This is a genomic window from Streptomyces sp. NBC_00996 (assembly GCF_045162675.1).
Lineage (GTDB): Bacteria > Actinomycetota > Actinomycetes > Streptomycetales > Streptomycetaceae > Streptomyces.
Window position 1 is genome coordinate 4,101,811 of sequence record NZ_CP108723.1, and the last position, 20,507, is coordinate 4,122,317.

Genomic DNA, 20,507 nt, shown 5'->3' on the forward strand with positions numbered 1-20,507 from the left:
GCCGCTACTTGGTCGCCTCGGCGAGCTTCAGCGCGTAGTCCGCCCACCACTGGCCCGCCTTCGGGCCGCCCTTGCAGGTGCCGTCCGACTCACCCGGCCGCTTGATCCACAGATACGCGTCGACGAGCGTATCGGCGGTCTTGGTCGTCGGGGTCTCGCCCAGCGCGCGGCCCGGCGGGTTGCACCAGTTCTCGTCCGTCTTGCCACCCGTGTACGGGCCGTTGCCGTTGCGGCTGGTGTCGATGACGAAGTGCTTGCCCCCCACCTTCGCGGACAGCTGCTTGCCGTACGCGATGGAGGCCTGGGTCGGGTAGAAGTTGGAGACGTTGACGGAGAAGCCGTCGGCCTGGTCGATGCCCGCCCACTGGAGCGGCTGGAAGATCTGGTCGGGGTGTCCCCAGCCCGCGTTGCCCGCGTCCAGGTACACCTTGGTGTTCTTCAGGGCCTTGAGCTTGGCGATGGCGCCCTTGAGGAGGTCGTAGCGCTCCTCGTGGTACTCGTCCGGGGTGCACTGGTTGACCAGGTGCAGGATCGCGTCCGGCTCCAGGATCACCGTGGCCGGCCGGTCCTCGATGCCCTTGGCGACCCCGTCGATCCAGGCCCGGTAGGCATTGCCGTCCGCGGCGCCTCCTTGCGAGAACTGACCGCAGTCGCGATGCGGGATGTTGTAGAGGACAAGGATCGCGGCGCGGTCGGCCTTCTCGGCGGCCTCGGTGAAGCCGCGCGCCTCCTGCTCCGGATTCTCCGGCCCGATCCACTCGCCGGTCGGCTGCTCGGCGATCTTGCGGATCTGCTCGGCGTCGTCCTTCTTGCCCGCCTTCACATACGTGGCGACCTGCTCGGCCGCGTTCCCATCCGGATTGACCCAGAACGGGTCCGAATTCTTGGGCTGCTGTGTGACCTTGGAACCGGAACCGTCGCCCTTGTCGCTGTCGCCCCCGGAGGAGAAACACCCCGCGAGCAGCAGTGCCGCCCCCGCCACCGCAACGGACGCCCGTGCCCCGGCCCTCCTCGTGCCGTACATCCAACTCCCCCTTGGGTGCACCGTCCTAAGTCTCAATCCTGACATACGTCTCGCGCCGCCCACGAGGTCGCCCGACCCTTGTCGGAGAGCTGTTACAGCCCTGACCCTCCGGGTAGGCGCAGCTGAGCGAGGGGGACGAGGACAAGAGAATCGGGGTACGGGACATGCACCACGGCAGCAGGGAAATGCTGCCGGCGTCGGCCCTGCTGGAGGCCTGCGGCGTTCGTGCAAGCCTGCCGTGGCGTTCGTGAAAGCTTGGATGGAGCATCTTCCACCTGCGCCGATGACACACAGCCACCGATGGTCGACTTGGCGTCGAACAACCTCTAGGCCGGAACGCTCATCCGTTCTACAGTTGCCTCAAACGGCCCCAGCCCCTGGCCGGTTGCGCCGTCCGCCGCCCCTCGCAGACGGCTCCCAGCACCTCCCGCGCCGGTCGCCGGGTTACTCCCGCAGCCCGTGCGCGCGCGGTCGAGGACCAGCCCGGTCGGCGGCTTCGGGGGGAGCGGGCCGTCGACCGGGCCAGGTACGGCTCCCACAGGACTCTCATCGCCATGGCATCCGGCTCGCATCCGGCTGCCGTCGGCTGCCGGTGGGAGTCAGAGGCCCGTTCCCGTGAGATACGCCGACACGATCACGTTCGCCGTATAGGTTCGGCTCGCCCGGTCGAACGTGCCGCCGCAGGTGATGAGCCGCAGCTCGGCCCGCCCCGACGTGCGTACTCCGTAGGCCTGTTGGGCGTCGAAGTCGTCACGCGGGAGGACCTGGACGTCGTCCACGGTGAACTCGGCGACCGTACCGTCGTCGCGGGTCACCCGGACGCTCTCGCCCGGCCGTACCGTGCTGAGCTTGTAGAAGACCGCCGGCCGGGTCTCGGTGTCCACGTGTCCCACGAACAGCGCGGTCCCGGCGGCCCCCGGTGTCGCCCCGGCCGCGTACCAGCCGACCACGCCCGGCTGGTCGAACGGCGGCGGATCGATCGCGCCGCGTGTGTCGAGCCCGCGGGCCACGACGGGTGCCTGCACCCCCATCGACGGGATGTCGATGCGCTGCGGTCGCGCGCTCCCCAGCGGCTTCGCCGCGGGCGGCAGTTGCACCTCCGGCGGCCGTCCGACGGCCGCGATGTCCCCCGTGGTCGGCGCCGATATCCCTTGGCGCACATCCGTCACCTCGTGGCCCCACAGCCACAGCCCGAGCAGCAGCACGACCCAGGCGACACCGGTGATCAGCCGCCCGGTGCCGGCGGAACGCTCCCGTTCGGACATGTCAGTCGCGGCTGTCGTGGCCCCGGCGTGCGCTGCGCACCGCCACGGCCACCGCGGCGACGCTCGCGAGGACGAGGCCGATCACCGCCTGCTTGGTTCCGGGTCCGGTCGCCTTGGCGTCCGCGGAGGCGAAGTGCGCGGTGCCGCCGCCGCCCGCGTGCACGGGCGCGACCGGGGAGGCGGGCGCGGCCGGGTTCGAACCGCCTTGCGGTACGACGACGACCGTGCCGCTGACCTTGCCGTCGTCACCGTCGCAGCTGACCTTGATCGCGTACGTGCCGGGCGGGATCGAGGTGGGCACGCGTGTCTCGCCGAGGAGCGCACCACCGCCCTGGCCGGTGAGCTGCGCGTCCGCCACGAAGGCAGCCGACTTCGCGGTGCCCGCCCGGCCCGTGCAGCCCGTCGCGCGCAGCTGGATGTCGCTGCCGGGGGCCGGGGACGACGGCGCCACGGAGACGCCCGCGCCGGCCGCGTACGCGAGGGGTGTGCACGCGGCCGCGACCACCGCCCCGGCACAGAGAGTGAGTCGCATTGAGCGCATCGTGAACCTCCAGATACCTGGAGACTCCCCCTCGGGGCGGCGGGGCGCATCTTCAGAGGGGCGCGACTGCTCCGTACGAGTTGTGATTGGTTTAGCCGCGGCCGAGCCGGAGCGGTTCGGCCGCGCGCCCCGGATCCCGCCCGGTGTGCGCTCTAGACCCGGTCGACCAGGTCCGCGATCGAGTCCACGATCTTCGACGGCCGGTACGGGTACTGTTCGATCTCCGCGGGCGTGGTCAGCCCCGTGAGCACCAGGAACGTCTCCATCCCGGCCTCCAGACCGGCCAGGACGTCCGTGTCCATGCGGTCGCCGATCATCGCGCTGGTCTCGGAGTGCGCCCCGATGGCGTTCAGGCCGGTCCGCATCATCAGCGGGTTCGGCTTGCCCGCGAAGTACGGCTGCTTGCCGGTCGCCTTGGTGATCAGCGCGGCGACCGCGCCGGTGGCGGGCAGCGGGCCCTCCGTGGACGGGCCGGTCTCGTCGGGGTTGGTGGCGATGAACCGGGCGCCGCCCTTGATCAGCCGGACCGCCTTGGTCATGGCCTCGAAGGAGTAGGTACGGGTCTCGCCGAGCACCACATAGTCCGGCTCGTGGTCGGTCAGGACGTACCCGATGTCGTGCAGCGCCGTGGTCAGGCCCGCCTCGCCGATGACGTACGCCGTGCCGCCGGGGCGCTGGTCCTCGAGGAACTTGGCGGTGGCCAGCGCGGACGTCCAGATGTTCTCGACCGGGACGTCCAGGCCCATCCTCTGGAGCCGGGCGTGCAGGTCCCGGGCGGTGTAGATCGAGTTGTTGGTGAGCACCAGGAAGGGCCTGCCGGACTCCCGCAGCCTCTTGATGAAGGCGTCGGCGCCGGGGATCGGCACACCCTCGTGGATGAGCACACCGTCCATGTCGGTGAGCCACGATTCGATGGGCTTGCGCTCTGACATGTGCTGGGTCTCCTGCCGTCCTGGCGTACGTACGCACACGATCCGGGGCGCCGGAACGACGCTGTGCCGACGCCCTCAGCCTAGTCAGGACCCTACGGGCCCAGCCCGGCCAGGCCTGTTCGATCGCGACTCCGTCCATCACCCCACCGTGGCGGGCATGGCAACACCCCCGGTGGTTCCAGGGGCGTTGCCGGGTGGAGCGCTTGTGCGCGAGAGATCAACTGCCGGTGGCCGGCTTCCAGTCCTCGTACCGCGGCAGATCGGTCACGTCGCGGTCGCCGAGGAACACCCGCCCGGAGGCGGGCCGCACGAATCCGGCGAGGGCCCGCAGCGCGGTGGTCTTCCCGGACCCGGACGGCCCGAGCAGCGCCATCACCTCGCCGGGCTCGACAGTGAGGTCGAGCGAGTCGAGAACCATGGTGCCCCCGTACACGGCGGACACCCGGTCGAAACGGATACCGCTGCTCATCGCCCGCCTCCGTCGCGCAGCGCGGGCCCGTCGAGCAGCGCGGGCCCGTCGAGCAGCGCGGGCAGCTCGGCCACGGAACCGAGCACGTGCCCGGCCCCGGCGGCACGCAGCGCCCGGTCGTCATGGGCCCCGGTCAGCACTCCGACGACGGCTCCCGCCCCGGCGCGGACGCCGCTGAGCATGTCGTACGAGGTGTCGCCCACGACGGCGACCTGCTGGACTCCCTCGGCGGCCTTGGTCCGCAAAAAGGCCTCCAGCACCATGTCGGGGTAGGGCCGTCCGCGGCCCCCCGCGTCCGCCGGGCACAGGGTGAGCGGCACCAGGTCCCGCCAGCCCAGGGCATCGAGGATGGCGTCCTGGGTGACGCGGGCGAACCCGGTGGTGAGCACGACCGTCCGCCCGGCTTCGGCGAGCGCCTCGATCGCCTCGCGGGCTCCGGAGATCAGCTCGATACGGCCACCGTCGACCAGCTCCCCGTACGCCTTCTCGAAGGCGGAGTTGGCCCGCTGGGCGAGCGCCTCCTCGCCGAACAGATGCCGGAAGACGGAGATCTTGGACTCGCCCATGGTGGCCCGGACGTGGTCGAGCTTCTCGGCGTGGCCGGCGGAGCCTGGTTCGACGCCCAGCTCGCCGGCGGCCACGGCGAAGGCCTGTTCCACCAGCCCGCCGTCGGCGACGGTGGTGCCGGCCATGTCGAGGACGACAAGACGTATGGGGTTCAACTCGGTCACCATCCCAGCTCGTTGGCGGTTGTCTCGGCAATGGCGGGCGAACAGGTCATACCGCGCCCGCCGGGCCCGGTGACCAGCCACACCCCGTCCCGTACGCGCTGTCGGTGCACGACCCGGCTCGGGTCGGTGCACTGCGCGTACACCCCCGCCCAGCGGCGCCTGATCTTCGGCAGCGGCCGTCCGAGGAAGGACTCGACGACCTCGATGAGGTGGTCGTAGGGGTCTTCGAGGGTGTCGAAGGCGAAGGGGTGCTCGTACTCGTGGGTGTCGCCGATGGTCAGCCCGCCGTCCGCGCGCTGCACCATGAGCAGCTGCATCCGGTGCGCGGCGGCGGTCGCGGCCTGCGGCTGGTGCGCGTCGAGTTCGTCGAGGGCGGGGCCGCGGTACGCGGGGTAGTAGCGGAAACTGTCCGCGTCGGCGACGGAGGTGGTGAGCGGCTCGCCGAGCGGATCGGTCTGCATCATCTGCAGCCGTACGCGCCGCACGGGCAGCTCGGGCCCCGCCAACTCCCGTACGAGACCGCTCAGCCAGGCCCCCGTGCACAGCACGACGGTGTCACCGGTGTGCACGTCCCCCTGGTCGTCGCGCACGGCGTTCTCACCGACGACGTCACGGACCTCGCGCCCCGGCAGGAAGGTGTAGTTCGGGGACCGCGACAGCTCTTCTCGAAGGGCGAGTTGAGCGGTTCGCGGCTCGACGGCGGCGTCGCGCTCGCAGTACAGGGCGGCGTCGAACGCGCCCCGCAGCGCCGGGTTCATCGCGCGCGCCTCGCCCGCCGTGAGCAGCTTGTAGCCGCGTGCGGCAGCGTCCGGGCGGGCCGAAGCGGCCTCGGCGACGGCCAGTTCGAGGTCTCCCCGTACGGGGGTCAGTGACCCGCACGCCCGAAACCCGAGCCCCGGGACGCGTGCCCCGATCGTCTCCCACATCTCCCGTGCCCGCAGGGCGGTTTCGAGCTCCTCCCCTCCGGCTCGACCACTCACCCAGATCTGCCCGAAGTTGCGCAGCGAGGCCCCGCGGGCCTCCGTCTCACGCTCGATCTGTACGACCTCGTGGCCGCGCTCCACTGCATGCCGGGCATGCAGGGTGCCCACCACTCCGGCTCCGACGACTATCACTCTCACGGCGGCAACGCTCCTCGGGACGGGGGAATCGGAAGGGTCCGACCGGCAACCAGATGGTGAACCGCCTATCACGTTTGGGCTAGACCCGTTATCTTGTCGTTATAAAAAGAGGACGGTCCGAAGCCCGCCCGATCACGGCTGGAGCCCACGAAAGCCGCCCTGAACCGGCGGAAACCAGCTGATATCAACCGTCGAGGTGACCGCCCAGGTGGGCCGTGAAGGAGAAGCGATCCCCCCGGTACAGCGTCCGCACCCGCTCCAGCGGCTGCCCCTCTGTGTCCCGCGAGACCCGGTGGATCAGCAGCATCGGCAGCGCGGGCGGCGTCCCGATGAGCAGGGCCTCGCGCGGGGTGGCCAGCACGGTCTCGATCCGCTCGTCGGCGTCGCCGAACGCGATGCCGAGCCGTTCATGGAGGTACGCGTAGAAGGAGGAGTCCGGGTCGAAGTCACGGTCGAGCCCCGGCACGCGCGCCACGGCGACGTAGGTGCTCTCCAGGCCGACCCGCTCGTCGTCCGCGAGCAGAACCCGCTCCATGTGCCACACGGGTTCGCCCCGCGTGAGCCCGGCCTCGGCGGCCAGGGCCTCGGGGCAGGGGAAGCGGTCGAGCGAGATGAGCGCACGTCCGGGGGTGCGCCCCTGCCGCCGTACGCCCTCGGTGTAGCTGGCGAGGGAGAGCGGCTGCTCCAGTTTCGGTCCCGCGACGACCGTCCCGCGCCCCTGCCGCCGCAGCCTCCCTTCGAGCAGCAACTCGCGCAGGGCCTGGCGCACGGTCTCGCGGGCGACCTCGTACTTCTCCGCGAGATCACGCTCGGTGGGGAGGAGGCCCCCCTCGCCCAACTCCTCGATCAGCAGGGCGATGTGCGCCTTCACCGCGTAGTACTTCGGGATACGGCCGTGCTCCGGGATGCCGGAGCGGACGGGGGCGCCGGGGGCCTGGTCGTTCGGGTAGTCCACGGGGGGATCGTCGCAGACGGGGTTCGCGCCACGAGTTCCAGGTGACACGGGCGGCACAAGCGGCTCAGGCAGCTCAGGCGTCACAGGCAGCACAAGCGGCACAGGTGGCACCGGCGCACAGGTGACACCGGCGGCACAGGCGACACCGAACGCGGCGGCCAGCTCGGGGGCGGTCGCCGGCCGGTCCGTCATCTCCATGACAGGCAACACGGGCGACACAGAAGGCCGCACAGGCGGCACCGACGGCACCGACGGCACCAGTGACTCCGAAGGGGGCACAGCTGCCCCGTACGGCACAGGTGACACCGGCGGCACAGGCGACACCGAACGCGGCGGCCAGCTCGGGGGCGGTCGCCGGCCGGTCCGTCATCTCCATGACAGGCAACACGGGCGACACAGAAGGCCGCACAGGCGGCACCGACGGCACCGACGGCACCAGTGACTCCGAAGGGGGCACAGCTGCCCCGTACGGCACAGGTGACACCGGCGGCACAGGCGACACCGAACGCGGCGGCCAGCTCGGGGGCGGTCGCCGGCCGGTCCGTCATCTCCATGACAGGCAACACGGGCGACACAGAAGGCCGCACAGGCGGCACCGACGGCACGAGCGACGCAGAAGGGGGCACAGGAATCAGCGACGGCGGAGGCGTACCCGGCGGGTCACGGCGAGCAAGGCGGCTCCCGCGGCGAGCAGCACGAGGCCGGTTGTCACGCCGAGCCGGTGCGTTGCGCCCGGGCCGGTGCGGGCCAGCTCGTCCCGGGACAGGTCCTGGTTCTGCATGGCGTTGCCGCCACTCCCATCACCGCCGTCCGAGCCGGCGCTGGGCACGCCCCCGGCGCCGGCGTCCTGGGCCGTGCTCTCCCTCGCGCTCGGGCTGTGGCTCGGGCTCCCGCTCGGACTCTGGCTCGGGCTCTCGCTCTCACCCTGGTTCTCGTCCTGCCCCTCGTCCTGAATGCGGAACCGGTAGTCGTTCGACTGCCCCACCCAGTCCCCGTCGTCGTTGTGCCGCTGCACGACGGCCGCGTTCGCGACGACATCGTTCGGGACGGCCGCGTCGGAGGTCACGGAGAGGCGCACCTTCACGGTGAGCGTCCGCCCGGGTCCCACGGTGAACCCCGGGAACCCGTCGTCGAACGCCCCCACGTTCTCGGCGTCGTCACTCGTCTCGAACGTCACCGGATGCGGCTGCGCCCCCTCGTAGAACTCCAACCGCGCCTGCCCCGGCCGCAACACCCGCTTCGCGTCCACCAGCACGACGATCGGGTGAATGTCCCCACAGGAGTGCGCCGTGGTGTTGGTGAGGTCGATGTACCAGGTCCGGAAGTCACCGCCGACGTCATAGGTGGCGGGACCACCGTGGATACGGGTCTTGATGGGGAAGTCCCGCGTGTCGGGGGCGGCGCAGGTGGGACGGGGACTCGCGGCGACGAGTGGCTCGGTGAGCGCGTGAGCGGGGACGGGCACGAGGGCCAGGGCGGGGGTCAAAGCGAGCGGGAGGGTCTTGCGCAGTCGCATGAGGGGGCCTTCGGCCGATCGGGGACAGGAGGAATCGGGACCGGAAACATCAGGCGATACAGGGCAACGGCACCCATGACACTGCCACGCCCTCCCGCCCCCACCGCCCCGCCACGCCCACCACACCCACCGTTCGGCCCACAAGGAGTGCGGGGAACCGCGCGACAAGCCCCCACCCACCCGCAGCAGAAAAGCAACCCGGGGATCCGGGGGCGCAGCCCCCAGGTACGGGACGGGCAGCGGCGGAGGGGGCGAAAACCCACCCACCGGCACCCCCGCCGACCGTCACCCCTCCCCCCGCCCGAACAACGGCGCCAACAACAACTGCGCCGCCCCCTCCGCAACCCCCCGCGCCCCACCGGGAGCGACCCGCACCGGTACCGCCACGTCCACCCCCTCCCGCCGAGCCCGCTCCTCCAGCACCGCCCCGACCCCCCGCACGAAGGCCTCCTGATGGGCCGCGACCGTGCGCCCGCCCAGCAGCACGAGATCGATGTCCAGCAGCCCCACGAGATTCGCCGCGCCCGCGCCCAGCACCCGCGCCGCCTCCTCCACGGCCCCCCGCCTCACCGCCTCCAGACACAACACCTCGATGCACCCGCGGTTGCCGCACCCGCACACCGGCCCGTCCAGCTGAATGACCTGATGCCCGAACTCCCCCGCCCCGGTACGGGCCCCGCGATGCACGCCCCCACCGATGACAAGCCCGGCCCCCAGCCCCGTACCCAGATGCAGATACGCGAAGGAACCCCCGACGCCCCCGGCAACCCCTGCAGCCCCGGAGCCCCCTGGGGCGCCGCCCCCCACCGCAACCCCCAACGCGGCCGCGTTCGTGTCCTTGTCGACCACCACCGGCAGCCCCAACCGCCCCGCCAGCGCGTCCCGCAACGGAAACCCGTCCCACTCGGGAAACCCGGTGACCCGGTGCAAAACCCCCCGCACATGATCGAGAGGCCCCGGCAGCGCGACCCCCACCCCCAGCACGGACGCCCCCACGATCAGGGCCTCCACCTCGCTCGCCGCCCCCTCGACGACCGCCTCCGCTCCGGAGCCCAGGTCCAGCGGAGCCCTCCGCTCGTCCACCACGGCCCCCGTGAGATCGCAGAGCACCGCCGTCAGCTCGTCCCGGTCGAGGTGCAGCCCGACCGCGTGCCCGGCTTCGGGAACGAGCCGCAGCACCGTACGGGGCTTGCCGCCGGTGGACGCGCGGCGCCCCGCCTCCGCCGCGAGGCCGTCCGCCCGCAGCCGGGCGGTGATCTTGCTGACGGCCTGCGGGGTCAGCCCGGTCCGCTCGGCGAGTTCGAGCCGGCTGATCCCGGACGACCCGGCCGTGCGCAGCAGATCCAGCACGAGCGCGGCGTTGTGACTGCGCAGGGCGAGCAGATTCACTCCGGGCCCGGCCTCCGCGTACCGGCCCCGCAAACCGGACGCGGCCGCTCCGGCCGCCACGTCTGTCCCGGCCGCCACGCTCCGCCCCTGCCCCTGTTGCCGACGCAGCCCCGGTGCCCCCGCACCCGACGCCACAGCGTCCTCATCGCCCGCATCGCTCCTGTTCACGTCCCCCATTGTCTCCCGCGCTTGCACTTTGGCAACAGCGTTGCGAAAGTGGACACCATGACAGGCATGACTGATACCCCCCTCCGTGTGGGCCTCGTCGGCTACGGCCTCGCGGGCTCCGTCTTCCACGCCCCGCTGATCGCCGCGACCGAGGGGCTGACCCTCGACACGGTCGTCACGTCCAACCCGGAGCGGCAGGAGCAGGCCCGCGCCGAGTTCGGCGACGGCCTCCGGTTCGCCGCCACGCCCGACGAGCTGTGGGCGCGCGCCGACGAACTGGACCTGATCGTCATCGCGTCCCCGAACAAGACCCACGTCCCGATCGCGACGGCCGCCCTCAAGGCGGGCCTCCCGGTCGTGGTCGACAAGCCCATCGCCGGTACGGCGGCGGAGGCCCGCGAGCTGGCCGCCCTGGCCGACGAACGCGGCCTCCTCCTCTCGGTCTTCCAGAACCGCCGCTGGGACAACGACTTCCTGACCCTCCGCAAGCTGCTCACCGAGGGCGAGTTGGGCGACGTCTGGCGCTTCGAGTCCCGCTTCGAGCGGTGGCGCCCGCAGCCCAAGGGCGGCTGGCGCGAGTCCGGCGACCCGGCAGAGATCGGAGGTCTCCTCTACGACCTCGGCAGCCACGTCGTCGACCAGGCGCTGGTCCTCTTCGGCCCCGCGACCTCGGTGTACGCCGAGTCGGACATCCGCCGCTCCGGCGCTCGGACCGACGACGACACCTTCATCGCGATCACGCACGCGAACGGCGTGCGCTCCCATCTCTACGTCTCCGCGACGACCGCCCAACTCGGCCCGCGTTTCCGCGTGCTGGGCTCGCAGGCCGGTTACGTGAAGTACGGCCTCGACCCCCAGGAGGCGGACCTGCGCGAGGGCAAGCGGCCCGGCACGTCGGCCGAGTGGGGCGTCGAGCCCGAGTCCCTGTGGGGCCGCGTCGGCGCCGGGGAATCCCCGCTCACGGGTGGCGGCAGCCCCGAGCCCACGCTCCCCGGCGCGTACCCCGCGTACTACGCGGCGATCGCCGCGGCACTGCGGGGCAAGGGCGAGAACCCGGTGACCGCGCTGGAGGCGGCAGCCGCCCTCGACGTCCTGGGGGCCGCCCGCCGCTCCGCCCGCGAGGCAGTGGTGGTGTCCCTGTGAACGCGCCGCAGATCTCCGAACTCGAGGAGCAGGAGCGCCGCTTGACGCTCCCCCACTTCACGTACGACGACGCGTGGACCCTCGGTACGCTCCTCGTCGAGCTGGCCCGGGACCGTCACGCCCCCGTCGCCGTCGACATCCGCCGCGGCGGCCGGCAGCTCTTCCATGCGGCACTGCCGGGCTCGACCGCGGACAACGACGCCTGGATCGACCGCAAGCGCCGCGTCGTCGAGCGCTACGGGTGCTCGTCACTCCTGGTCGGCTCCCGCTTCCGCGCCAAGGGCACGACGTTCGAGGAGTCCTCGCGCCTCGACCCCGACGTGTACGCGGCACACGGCGGCGCGTTCCCGATCACGGTCGAGGCCGCGGGAGTGATCGGCACGGTGGTGGTGTCGGGGCTGCCGCAGCTCGAGGACCACAGCCTGGTGGTGGAGGCCCTGGAACTCTTCACCGCGGGCTAATGCCCCAGCAGGCAACGTTCGCCCCGTCGCGACCGCCAGGGGCGCGGGGAACTGCGTGATCAGCCACAACGGGCCCGCAGCGCACGAAGCACCCGCGGTTCCCCGCCCCACCCACGCGGCGGAGCGCCTACGCGTCCTTCAATTCCTGCCGCTGCCGCCCGAGCCCCTCGATCTCCAGCTCGACCACGTCCCCCGCCCGCAGGAACGGCTTCGGCTCGGGCTGCCCGAGCGCGACCCCCGCCGGCGTACCGGTGTTGATCACGTCACCCGGGTAGAGGGTCATGAACTGGCTGACATACCGCACCACTTCGGCGACCGGGAAGATCTGCTCGGCCGTGGTCCCGTCCTGCTTGAGCTCTCCGTTGACCCAGAGCTTCAGGGAGAGGCTCTGCGGGTCGGCGACCTCGTCCGCCGTCACCAGCCACGGCCCCAGCGGATTGAACGTCTCGCAGTTCTTGCCCTTGTCCCAGGTGCCGCCCCGCTCGATCTGGAACTCGCGCTCGGAGACGTCGTGCGCCACCGCGTACCCGGCGACGTGCGCGAGCGCCTCCTCACCGGATTCCAGATAACGGGCGGTACGGCCGATGACGACCGCCAGCTCGACCTCCCAGTCGGTCTTCACCGAGCTGCGCGGCACGAGCACCGTGTCGTTCGGGCCGACCACCGTGTCCGCCGCCTTGAAGAAGATCACCGGCTCGGTGGGCGGCTCGGCGCCGGTCTCGCGGGCGTGGTCGTGGTAGTTCAGCCCGATGCACACGACCTTGCCGATGCGGGCGAGCGGCGGCCCGACGCGCAGTCCGGTCGCGTCCAGCGCGGGCAGCTCACCGTCCCCCATAGCCTTAAGGGCATGGGAGGTGCCCCCACCGGCGGCGGAACGGATCCGGCCGAGCGCCGCGTCGTCGGCGAGCAGTGCCCCGTCGATGTCCGGGACGATGCCCGACAGATCCCGGAGGGTCCCCTCGGCGTCGAGCAGCGCGGGCCGCTCGGACCCCGCCGTACCGACTCGCAGCAGCTTCATGATCACAATCTCCCTCGATCGCGGCAGTCGACCGATGGGTGCAGCCATCGGAGGACTGGTCGATCCTCCAAGCTTGCCGTCCAGTCCGCAATACCCCGTTCACGGACTGGACCGTAACCATCCGCTCAGGTCGTTCGGCCTTTCGACCAGGGCCGGACCCCTCAGACCGCTTGAACGGGCCCGGACCGCTCGGGCCCTTGAACGGGCCCGGAGTACAGCACCGCCCGCTCCACCGCGCTCCACGTCGTACTGGTCACCACATACAACGCGGCGGCCAGCGGCACCACCGCCACGGTGAAGAGCGTGAAGAAGGACATGAACGGCATGATCTTGTTGACCGAGGCAAGCCCGGGCACCTGCTGATCGCCTCCGGCCACCGGAGCTGAGGCGGCCATCATCCGCTTCGTACGCAGGAAATTGAAGGTCGCGACCGCGGCGACGAGGGCGAAAAGCCCGAGGTAGACGAGCCCGGACGCCCCGAACACTCCCCCGGCCCCCAGCGCGTCCGCCCATCGTTCGCCGAGCGGCGCGGCGAACAGCTTGTGGCCGAGCAGAGCGTTGGCCTCGCCGCCGATCGTCGAGTTCGAGAACAGGTGGTAGAGGAGGAAGAAGGCCGGCAGCTGGAGCAGGGTGGGCAGACAGCCGGACAGCGGCGACACCTTCTCCTCCGCGTGCAGCGCCAGCACCGCCTTCTGCAGTTTCTCGGGATCCTTCGCGTGCTTCTTGCGCAGCTCCGCGACCTTCGGCTGAAGCTTGGCGCGCGCCCGCTGACCGCGCGCCGCCGCCCGCGACAGGGGATGCACGAGAAGTCGTACGAGCGCGGTGAACAGGACGATCGCGGCGGCCGCCGCCGAGGCGTGGAACAGGGGCTGGAGCAGGTCGGCGAGCTGCTCGACCAGGCTCGCGAAAACGGACATGAACGTGGACATGGGTGAGCCCTCCGGGGGTCTCGTCGTGCCGTGGTTACGGAATGCGGCATGACGACCCGCGCGGGGTCCGGCTACGGGATATCCCTACGCGGCGGCCGTCAGGAGGGCACGCCCCGGCGCTCGGGGGCGCCTGCGCCCCGCCGCGTCGGGATCACGTTGGGGCAGGAAGGCCGTCCGGTGCTCACGGTCGCGGATGGCCGTACGGACCCGCGTACGGGGGACGGCTGGCGCGCAGCGCGAGCCGATGAGGGCGCAGACGGCGAGCGCGGAACCGGCCGCGGCGGTCGCGGTGAACGCGACGGCTACGGCGGCGGAGAGGCTGCCGGTGTCGAGCAGCGCGACTTCGAGCAGCAGAAGCAGCAGCACGGCGGCGGGACGCATGTTCGCCCAGCTCCGGATCATGGACTGCCCCTCCCCTCGCGCACGTACTCGTACATGTCCTGCATGTCCTGCCGTTATACAGGACCCGACTCGGCGATCTGCCGTGCAGGACCCGGCTCGGCGGCCCGCTACGCGGGACCCGACTCGACGGCCCGCACCGAATCCGTCTCGATCGGCTCGAGCAGCCGCTTGGGCTTGAGCAGCGCCCGGCTGACCGGATTCGTCGGCTCCGCATCGAGTCCCGGTCCCGGCACCATTTCGACGTCCGGGACGGGTACGACGGTTCCGCAGGCGGGACATTCGCCGTACGGGCCGAGCTCCGTGCCGCAGGCCGCGTGCCGGAAGGAGCGCAGCTGAGTCTCGCTGAAGTGCTCGCGGCCCCACAGGCCGAGCGAACGCAGGGTCGGCCAGAGCGCGATGCCGCGGTCGGTGACGACGTACTCGTCGCGTGGCGGCGACTCCTGGTAGCGGCGCTTTTCGACGCTCGGCCTGTCCACGCTGGAAACGGCGTGGCTGGTCCTGCTCTGGTCGGGGCTGTCCTTCGCGGTCGCCCTGCAGGCGCGGCGCCTCGCGGGCCGGATCTCACCACGCCACCAGCTCGCACTGGGCTTCGCGCTGCACGCGGTCGGCGTCCTGACGATGCTCGGCGCGCTCGATGCCGGTTCCTGGACACGGCTGCTCCCCGGCTTCATCGTCTCCGGCGTGGGCAGCGGCCTGTTGAACGCCTCCCTTCCGCACCTCGCCGTCGAGTCCGTCCCCGCGGCCCGCGCCGCGATGGGCTCGGGCGCGCAGCAGACGTTCCGCTACATCGGTTCCTGCGCCGGCGTCGCCCTCACGATCGCGCTGGTGACCTCCTCCGGCGGGATCGCCCACGGCTGGGACATCGCGATCGCCGTGTCGGCGGGACTCGCGGGGGTGGCGGCGGTGAGCGTGCTGGCGCTTCGGGAGCGGAGCTGACACCCACACCTCTAGAGTTCTGATCATGGACATCTCAGCCTCGTACGAACGCGGCAGCGACCTGCTGCGACAAGGGCGCCGCGAGGAAGCGAAGCGTTGGCTGGTTCCCCTGGCGGAGGCCGGTCACGCGGAAGCGGTGCGCGAGCCGGCCTGGAGCGCGAGCAGACTCGCGCACAAGGACGCCCGCTACGAGGCCGAGGCCGAGCACTGGCTGCGCCGCGAGGCCGAGGTACGACAGGACCCCGACCGGCTGGTCACGATGGCGCAGGAAATGCGCCGCTGGGCGTCGGGACGGGTGGCCGAGGCCGAGGACCTGGTGGCCGGGATGGCACGGGCGGGCAGCGCACGTGCCGCCGGTCAACTGGGCTACTGGAAGCGGCGGGACGGCGACCCGGCGGGCGCCGTGGAGTGGTACCGCCTCGCGGTCGAGCTCGGGCACCGCTTCTGCTGGCGGGATCTCGGCTGGTGCCTGACGACCCTGGGCCGTTACGCCGAGGCGGAGGCGCTGTACCGACCGCACGCCGAAGCGGGCGATGTGGTGGCCCAGTACGAGCTCGGGGCGCTGCTGCACGCACAGGGGAAGGGCCCGGCGGTGACACCGCCGGGCCCGCCGAGTCTCTGAGCGGCCTCGGGGAAGTGAGGCACGCCCCACGCCGCCCGGCACGGCACCTCGCCGCCCGGCACACCCCCACACCGCCCGACACGGCACCACGCCGCCCGGCACACCCCCACACCGCCCGACACGGCACCACGCCGCCCGGCACACCCCCACACCGCCCGACACGGCACCACGCCGCCCGGCACACCCCCACACCGCCCGACACGGCACCACGCCGCCCGGCACACCCCCACACCGCCCGGCACGGCACCTCGCCGCACTGCCACATCAACCAGGTACGTCCCGTCCGACGGCGACGCGGCAGCACGCCTGCACCGCACGGACAACGCGGAAACGCACCCCACTTCCCCGAGGCCGCTCAGCCCCGCGTGCTCCACCCGCGGGTCTACCGGGGCCGCATCGACCGCAGCTTCCCCCACACCGCCATCCGGTACTTGGACGTGTACTCGGGAGTGCACGTGGTGAGGGTGATGTAGTACCCGGGCTCGCTGTATCCGTACGACGGCCGCACGGTACTGCGCGGCACGCCGCGGACGACCCCGCTGTCCCGCGCCGAGGTCTGCGGAAGGGTCTTGTCGACGACGTACGTGTAGAGCGCGGCCTTCGTCTCGACCGTGATCGTGTCGCCGCGCTTCAGCCGGTTGATGTACCGGAAGGGCTCGCCGTGGGTGTTCCGATGCCCGGCGAGCGCGAAGTTCCCTGCCTGGCCCGGCTGTTGGGTGCCCTTGTAGTGACCGACGTACCCCTTGTTGAGGACGTTCTGCTTGCTGACGCCCTCGGCGACCGGGACGCGCAGGGAGAGGCGGGGGATGGCGAGGATGGCGTAGGCCTGGGACCAACGGGGCTGCGCCTGGGCGCTGTTGACGGTGGCCTGCCGTTCGCGCGAGGAGGGTTTCCGCGCGCCGCCGGAGTCGTCACCGCCGTCCCCCTCGCCCTCACCGCCGCCCGGATCCGCGCTCGGCGCCACGGCGGCCCCCGGCGCCTCCCACTCCCTTTCCAGCGCCTGCACCTTGCGCGCGGCGTCGTGTCGGGCCTCCCGGTTGGTCCACCAGAGCTGGTGCACGACGAGAAGCAGGAGCACCACCCCCACGGTGACGAACACCTCCGCCCCGCTCCACACCGCCCGCCGGTACGCGGCGCGCCGCCGCCGAGTGCCGTGGTGCACGATCCCGGGAGCCCGCATCCGTACGCCTCCTTCGCCGGGCCCGCACGATAGGTGCCGCCTCCTCAAGTCACCAGCCCCGTACACCCCGACGCCCCACCAGGGGCTTCATACACCGGTTTTAGAAAGGGGTGAGAAAGGGGCGTCACAACCCTCGACAACCCCACCCGTCACACCCGATGCTTCCTGATGGCATCAGCGGGGCGAGCCGGTACCGGTGGCGTGACGGGCAAATGGGGCCGACTGGCCAGTGCCCGTCGCGTGGCCGGCAGCTGAGCCGATGGGCCGACTCCGTTGGGGTGAAAGGCGATCGAGTCGACAGGCCGGCGCCGGCGGGACGACCGGCGATCGAGCGGGACGGAGAAGCCATGATCCGACGTAGAACACTGCTGACGGCCGCGGGCGGTACGGTCCTCGGCAGCACCCTGGCGACGGGCACCGCCCGCGCGGACGCGACCATCGCCGTCAACCCCGCTACGACGTACGGGAAGTGGGAGGGCTGGGGCACCTCGCTGGCGTGGTGGGCCAACGTGTTCGGCGCTCGCGACGACTTCGCCGACATCTTCTTCACCACCAAGTCGACGACGTACAACGGGACTTCGCTTCCCGGCCTGGGCCTGAACATCGCCCGCTACAACCTGGGCGGGTGCAGCTGGAACAGCGTGAACGGGGAGTCGATGGTCGCCTCCGCCAACATCCCCTCCTTCAAGCAGATCGAGGGCTACTGGCAGGACTGGAACAACGAGGACCCCACCTCCTCGGCCTGGAAGTGGACGGCCGACGCCACCCAGCGGGCCATGCTGCTGAAGGCGACGTCACGGGGTGCGACGAGCGAGCTGTTCGCCAACTCCCCGATGTGGTGGATGTGCCTGAACCACAACCCGTCGGGCGCGTCCGGCGGCGGCAACAACCTCCAGTCCTGGAACTACCGCCAGCACGCCTCCCACCTGGCGGCAGTAGCCCTCTACGCGAAGAACAACTGGGGCGTGAACTTCTCCACGGTCGAGGCCTTCAACGAACCGTCCTCCAGCTGGTGGACCGCCACCGGCACCCAGGAGGGCTGCCACATGGACGCGTCGGTGCAGTCGGCCGTGCTCCCGTACCTGCGCAGCGAACTCGACAAGCGCGGCCTGACGGGAACGAAGATCTCGGCGTCCGACGAGACGAGCTACGACCTTGCGCGTACGACATGGAATTCCTTCTCGTCGACGACGAAGGGATACGTGAACCAGGTCAACGTGCACGGCTACCAGGGCTCGGGCGGCCGCCGGGACCTCCTCTACACCGACGCGGCGACGACCGCCGGCAAGGGCCTGTGGAACTCCGAGTACGGCGACAGCGACGGCACCGGCCTCACCCTGGCGAGCAACCTCCTCCTGGACTTCCGCTGGCTGCACCCGACCGCCTGGGTCTACTGGCAGGTTATGGACCCGTCGTCGGGCTGGGCGACGATCGCGTACGACGCGAGCACCCTGACGCCCGGGGCGATCCAGACGAAGTATTACGTAATGGCCCAGTTCACCCGCCACATCCGCCCCGGAATGACGATCGTCGACACGGGAGTGGACTACGCGGTGGCGGCCTACGACGCAACGGCGAAACGTCTGGTCATCGCGGCGGTCAACAAGTCCTCCTCCGCCCAGACCCTGACCTTCGACCTCTCCCGCTTCACCACGGTGTCGGGCGGCACAGGCGGCCTGGTCCCCCGCTGGAACACCCTGACATCGGGGTCCGGCGACCGGTACACCTCGCACTCGGACACGCAGCTGAGCGGCAAGTCGGTCGCCGTGCCGTTCGCGGCGGGGGCGGTGCAGACGTTGCAGGTGGACGGGGTGGTGGTGTGAGGGGCCCGCATACAGCAAAAAGACCCGGTCCGGAGGCGCCGACCCGGGCACGCCGAGGCCCCAACTCCCCACCCGCATAAACTCCCTGGCCATGAGCGCGTACTGGCTACTGACCCTGATCCCCTTCCTCGCGGGCCTGGCGGTGACCGGCCAACAGGGCATGGTCGCCCTCACCGAACACGTCCTGCGCCGCACCGCCCGCCGCGTGGAGGGCACGGTCACCGGGCACATAGCGTCCCGCGAGGCGACGTACGCCATCCTGCATCCCGTCGTCCGCTGGACCGGCGACGACGGGCAGGAGCACGAACGCGCCGTCCCCGACACGATCGGCGCCCACGCCCTGCCCGAGGGCAGCCGCGTCCGCCTCCTGTGCACGCCGGGCGCCCCCGACTCGGTGACCCTGGACGCACCGGACCGCTACCGGTCGGCGGTGATCGGCGCGTGGCTCGGCGTCCTGCTGTCGGCGGGCACGCTGACGGCGGTACTGATCCGGATCGCGACGCTGCTGCCGGCCCCGTACCGGTACTGATCCGGTACGGGGGCCGGCGCGGGCCGGGTACGGGGTCGGCGCGGGCCCGGCGCCGGTCCGGTACGGGGTCGGCACCGGTCCGGCGGCGGTCCGGCACGGGGTCGGTACGGGTCCGGGCAATGCCCCGGGCAATGCCCGGGGCGGTGACTCCGTACTGGCCAGGCGGTGTGGGCCTGCTCGCCCTGGCTTGACACCCATCTCTCTTTTCGCATGGCGGCGGCAGTACGGTGTCCCCCATGCGCCCCGACACGCCTGCCGAGAACGTCGACCACAACGCGGAAGCAGCACGCCTGGAGCGGACTGCTTCCCTGTATCCGGAGGACACGGAGAACCTGCTGCTGCAGGCCGCGGCCCATCTGGAACTGGCCGGCGACCGCCCCGCCGCGACAGCGCTCTACGACCGCCTGCTGTCGTCCTTGGATTCTCCGGGTTCCCTCGAGAACCCCCATCTGGTACGAGCCCTCAAGGCGTCGAACCTCTGGGAGTACGGCCACGAGGCGGAAGCCCGCGCGATCATCGACGGAGTACGGACGGCGTCCCCCCGCGACGCAGCCCCCTGGGTGATCGTGGCGGAGGCCTTGGAGTCCCACGACGAGCTGGAGTCGGCGCAGGAGACCTTCACACAGGGCGCCCAGCTCCTCCTGACGGACGTGTCGGAGCCCCCCTACTCCACCCTCCCCCTCGTCTTCGGCCGCCACCGCGTCCGCCGCATGCTGGGCATGCCCCACGACGACTGGGACACCCTGGCCGACACCCTCCACTCGTCCCCCATCTCCCTGGACGAACTCCACGACCCGAAGCGCGTCTGGTCCCTGGGCTCGGACAACCCGGCAGAACTCCAGGCGGAGATCAGCCGCCTCCGGGCCGAGCTGGGCACGTACAGGGAGGCCCTCTCCCGCCCGTTCCCGGTGGCGGTCCTGCACTGGCCGGGACCCGAGCTATCCGAGCTCTTGGCCGCCTACCCGCCCCTGTCCTCGGAGTACCCGTCCCACGAGGAACACCTGGCGACCATAGAGGCGTCACTCCGAGAGCTGGCGGCCTCCGGCACCCCGAACCTGGGCATCGTGACGGGAACGGTGCCGTCCTACGAAGCCTTCGCGGCGTCGGAGGCGTCTTCCCCAGCGGACGTGACACTGCTGCCGCAGTACGCGACGACGCTGGCTGCGCGGGGGCGGGCTGTTGCTTGGCCGCCGCAGAGGGGGGTGGGGTGTTGGTGTGGGTCGGGGCGGTTTTATGGGGAATGTCATGGCACGGAGGCCTGAATACCGCGAGCGGGCGACCGTCTAAAAACGATCACCTTTCGTCACAACACCCTTCGACTGTCAGTGCCTGCTGTTAGAACAGATCCATATC

Annotated in this window: 19 protein-coding genes and 3 pseudogenes; 7 read left to right on the forward strand and 15 right to left on the reverse strand. The window is 71.3% G+C overall.

The window, feature by feature from the left end; translation table 11 throughout:
• Positions 1-4: 4 nt before the first annotated feature.
• The 10 genes and pseudogenes from OG390_RS19350 to OG390_RS19395 form a co-directional block, all read right to left on the reverse strand.
• Complete coding sequence (locus OG390_RS19350; RefSeq protein WP_406169548.1) at positions 5-1,024, reverse strand: glycoside hydrolase family 6 protein; 1,020 nt, start codon at positions 1,022-1,024, stop codon at positions 5-7.
• Positions 1,025-1,623: 599 nt separating this feature from the next.
• Positions 1,624-2,289 (reverse strand): class F sortase, encoded by a 666-nt coding sequence (locus tag OG390_RS19355; RefSeq protein ID WP_406169550.1) that lies wholly within the window; start codon positions 2,287-2,289, stop codon positions 1,624-1,626.
• Between the two features lies 1 nt (position 2,290).
• Complete coding sequence (locus OG390_RS19360) at positions 2,291-2,830, reverse strand: hypothetical protein (protein ID WP_406169552.1); 540 nt, start codon at positions 2,828-2,830, stop codon at positions 2,291-2,293.
• A gap of 152 nt (positions 2,831-2,982) precedes the next feature.
• Positions 2,983-3,762 (reverse strand): HAD-IIA family hydrolase, encoded by a 780-nt coding sequence (locus OG390_RS19365; RefSeq protein WP_399080840.1) that lies wholly within the window; start codon positions 3,760-3,762, stop codon positions 2,983-2,985.
• Positions 3,763-4,009: 247 nt separating this feature from the next.
• Positions 4,010-4,231, reverse strand: a pseudogene (locus OG390_RS19370) (ATP-binding cassette domain-containing protein); the annotation flags it as partial.
• Entirely contained in the window at positions 4,228-4,965 is a 738-nt protein-coding gene (locus OG390_RS19375) for an HAD family hydrolase (RefSeq protein WP_406169555.1), read from the reverse strand. The gene OG390_RS19375 and the pseudogene OG390_RS19370, both read right to left, overlap by 4 nt.
• Positions 4,959-6,083, reverse strand: a complete 1,125-nt coding sequence (locus tag OG390_RS19380) for a TIGR03364 family FAD-dependent oxidoreductase (protein WP_406169557.1) — start codon at positions 6,081-6,083, stop codon at positions 4,959-4,961. The genes OG390_RS19375 and OG390_RS19380 overlap by 7 nt, the downstream gene beginning before the upstream one ends.
• 184 nt (positions 6,084-6,267) lie before the next feature.
• On the reverse strand, positions 6,268-7,038 hold the full coding sequence (locus OG390_RS19385) for a GntR family transcriptional regulator (RefSeq protein WP_406169559.1): 771 nt from the start codon (positions 7,036-7,038) through the stop codon (positions 6,268-6,270).
• A 631-nt stretch (positions 7,039-7,669) separates the two neighbouring features.
• Positions 7,670-8,554, reverse strand: coding sequence for a hypothetical protein (locus OG390_RS19390; protein WP_406169561.1), 885 nt, complete (start codon positions 8,552-8,554; stop codon positions 7,670-7,672).
• A gap of 285 nt (positions 8,555-8,839) precedes the next feature.
• Positions 8,840-10,003 carry an ROK family protein gene (locus OG390_RS19395; protein ID WP_406177744.1) on the reverse strand — a complete coding sequence of 388 codons (1,164 nt, stop codon included), beginning with the start codon at positions 10,001-10,003 and terminating at the stop codon, positions 8,840-8,842.
• Between the two features lie 165 nt (positions 10,004-10,168).
• Here OG390_RS19395 and OG390_RS19400 point away from each other — a divergent pair, with 165 nt between their 5' ends.
• Both OG390_RS19400 and OG390_RS19405 read left to right on the forward strand, forming a co-directional pair.
• On the forward strand, positions 10,169-11,254 hold the full coding sequence (locus OG390_RS19400) for a Gfo/Idh/MocA family oxidoreductase (protein ID WP_406169563.1): 1,086 nt from the start codon (positions 10,169-10,171) through the stop codon (positions 11,252-11,254).
• Positions 11,251-11,715 (forward strand): heme-degrading domain-containing protein, encoded by a 465-nt coding sequence (locus OG390_RS19405; RefSeq protein ID WP_406169565.1) that lies wholly within the window; start codon positions 11,251-11,253, stop codon positions 11,713-11,715. The genes OG390_RS19400 and OG390_RS19405 overlap by 4 nt, the downstream gene beginning before the upstream one ends.
• Positions 11,716-11,842: 127 nt before the next feature.
• Here the strand turns inward: OG390_RS19405 and OG390_RS19410 are convergent, their stop codons facing one another.
• The 4 genes and pseudogenes from OG390_RS19410 to OG390_RS19425 form a co-directional block, all read right to left on the reverse strand.
• Entirely contained in the window at positions 11,843-12,733 is an 891-nt protein-coding gene (locus OG390_RS19410; protein WP_406169567.1) for a fumarylacetoacetate hydrolase family protein, read from the reverse strand.
• A gap of 161 nt (positions 12,734-12,894) precedes the next feature.
• On the reverse strand, positions 12,895-13,650 hold the full coding sequence (locus tag OG390_RS19415; protein WP_406177746.1) for a YidC/Oxa1 family membrane protein insertase: 756 nt from the start codon (positions 13,648-13,650) through the stop codon (positions 12,895-12,897).
• Between the two features lie 96 nt (positions 13,651-13,746).
• Positions 13,747-14,064 (reverse strand): DUF6412 domain-containing protein, encoded by a 318-nt coding sequence (locus OG390_RS19420; protein ID WP_406169569.1) that lies wholly within the window; start codon positions 14,062-14,064, stop codon positions 13,747-13,749.
• Between the two features lie 107 nt (positions 14,065-14,171).
• Positions 14,172-14,525: pseudogene (locus OG390_RS19425) on the reverse strand (winged helix-turn-helix transcriptional regulator); the annotation flags it as partial.
• Between OG390_RS19425 and OG390_RS19430 the strand changes: the two are divergent.
• Positions 14,524-15,000, forward strand: a pseudogene (locus OG390_RS19430) (MFS transporter); the annotation flags it as partial. The pseudogenes OG390_RS19425 and OG390_RS19430 overlap by 2 nt on opposite strands.
• A 25-nt stretch (positions 15,001-15,025) precedes the next feature.
• Positions 15,026-15,622: a hypothetical protein gene (locus tag OG390_RS19435; protein ID WP_406169571.1), complete on the forward strand. Its 597-nt coding sequence runs from the start codon at positions 15,026-15,028 to the stop codon at positions 15,620-15,622.
• Between the two features lie 382 nt (positions 15,623-16,004).
• Here the strand turns inward: OG390_RS19435 and OG390_RS19440 are convergent, their stop codons facing one another.
• Entirely contained in the window at positions 16,005-16,802 is a 798-nt protein-coding gene (locus OG390_RS19440; protein WP_406169573.1) for a class E sortase, read from the reverse strand.
• Positions 16,803-17,149: 347 nt separating this feature from the next.
• On the opposite strand from OG390_RS19440, the gene OG390_RS19445 reads away from it, so the two are divergent.
• From OG390_RS19445 to OG390_RS19455, 3 genes are all read left to right on the forward strand, one after another.
• The gene (locus tag OG390_RS19445; RefSeq protein ID WP_406169575.1) at positions 17,150-18,625 is read left to right on the forward strand and encodes a beta-1,6-galactanase; all 1,476 of its coding nucleotides are present in this window, start codon (positions 17,150-17,152) and stop codon (positions 18,623-18,625) included.
• Positions 18,626-18,716: 91 nt separating this feature from the next.
• Positions 18,717-19,154: a DUF3592 domain-containing protein gene (locus OG390_RS19450; protein ID WP_406169577.1), complete on the forward strand. Its 438-nt coding sequence runs from the start codon at positions 18,717-18,719 to the stop codon at positions 19,152-19,154.
• A 236-nt stretch (positions 19,155-19,390) separates the two neighbouring features.
• Positions 19,391-20,416, forward strand: coding sequence for an SEC-C domain-containing protein (locus OG390_RS19455; protein WP_406169578.1), 1,026 nt, complete (start codon positions 19,391-19,393; stop codon positions 20,414-20,416).
• Positions 20,417-20,507 lie beyond the last annotated feature (91 nt).

Coding starts and splice junctions, on each gene's coding strand:
- OG390_RS19355 (WP_406169550.1), bottom strand. CDS start 2,289: ATGTCCGAACGGGAGCGTTCCGCCGGCACCGGGCGGCTGATCACCGGT.
- OG390_RS19350 (WP_406169548.1), bottom strand. CDS start 1,024: ATGTACGGCACGAGGAGGGCCGGGGCACGGGCGTCCGTTGCGGTGGCG.
- OG390_RS19415 (WP_406177746.1), bottom strand. CDS start 13,650: ATGTCCGTTTTCGCGAGCCTGGTCGAGCAGCTCGCCGACCTGCTCCAG.
- OG390_RS19375 (WP_406169555.1), bottom strand. CDS start 4,965: ATGGTGACCGAGTTGAACCCCATACGTCTTGTCGTCCTCGACATGGCC.
- OG390_RS19450 (WP_406169577.1), top strand. CDS start 18,717: ATGAGCGCGTACTGGCTACTGACCCTGATCCCCTTCCTCGCGGGCCTG.
- OG390_RS19445 (WP_406169575.1), top strand. CDS start 17,150: ATGATCCGACGTAGAACACTGCTGACGGCCGCGGGCGGTACGGTCCTC.
- OG390_RS19455 (WP_406169578.1), top strand. CDS start 19,391: ATGCGCCCCGACACGCCTGCCGAGAACGTCGACCACAACGCGGAAGCA.
- OG390_RS19410 (WP_406169567.1), bottom strand. CDS start 12,733: ATGAAGCTGCTGCGAGTCGGTACGGCGGGGTCCGAGCGGCCCGCGCTG.
- OG390_RS19420 (WP_406169569.1), bottom strand. CDS start 14,064: ATGATCCGGAGCTGGGCGAACATGCGTCCCGCCGCCGTGCTGCTGCTT.
- OG390_RS19435 (WP_406169571.1), top strand. CDS start 15,026: ATGGACATCTCAGCCTCGTACGAACGCGGCAGCGACCTGCTGCGACAA.
- OG390_RS19365 (WP_399080840.1), bottom strand. CDS start 3,762: ATGTCAGAGCGCAAGCCCATCGAATCGTGGCTCACCGACATGGACGGT.
- OG390_RS19390 (WP_406169561.1), bottom strand. CDS start 8,554: ATGCGACTGCGCAAGACCCTCCCGCTCGCTTTGACCCCCGCCCTGGCC.
- OG390_RS19400 (WP_406169563.1), top strand. CDS start 10,169: ATGACAGGCATGACTGATACCCCCCTCCGTGTGGGCCTCGTCGGCTAC.
- OG390_RS19440 (WP_406169573.1), bottom strand. CDS start 16,802: ATGCGGGCTCCCGGGATCGTGCACCACGGCACTCGGCGGCGGCGCGCC.
- OG390_RS19360 (WP_406169552.1), bottom strand. CDS start 2,830: ATGCGCTCAATGCGACTCACTCTCTGTGCCGGGGCGGTGGTCGCGGCC.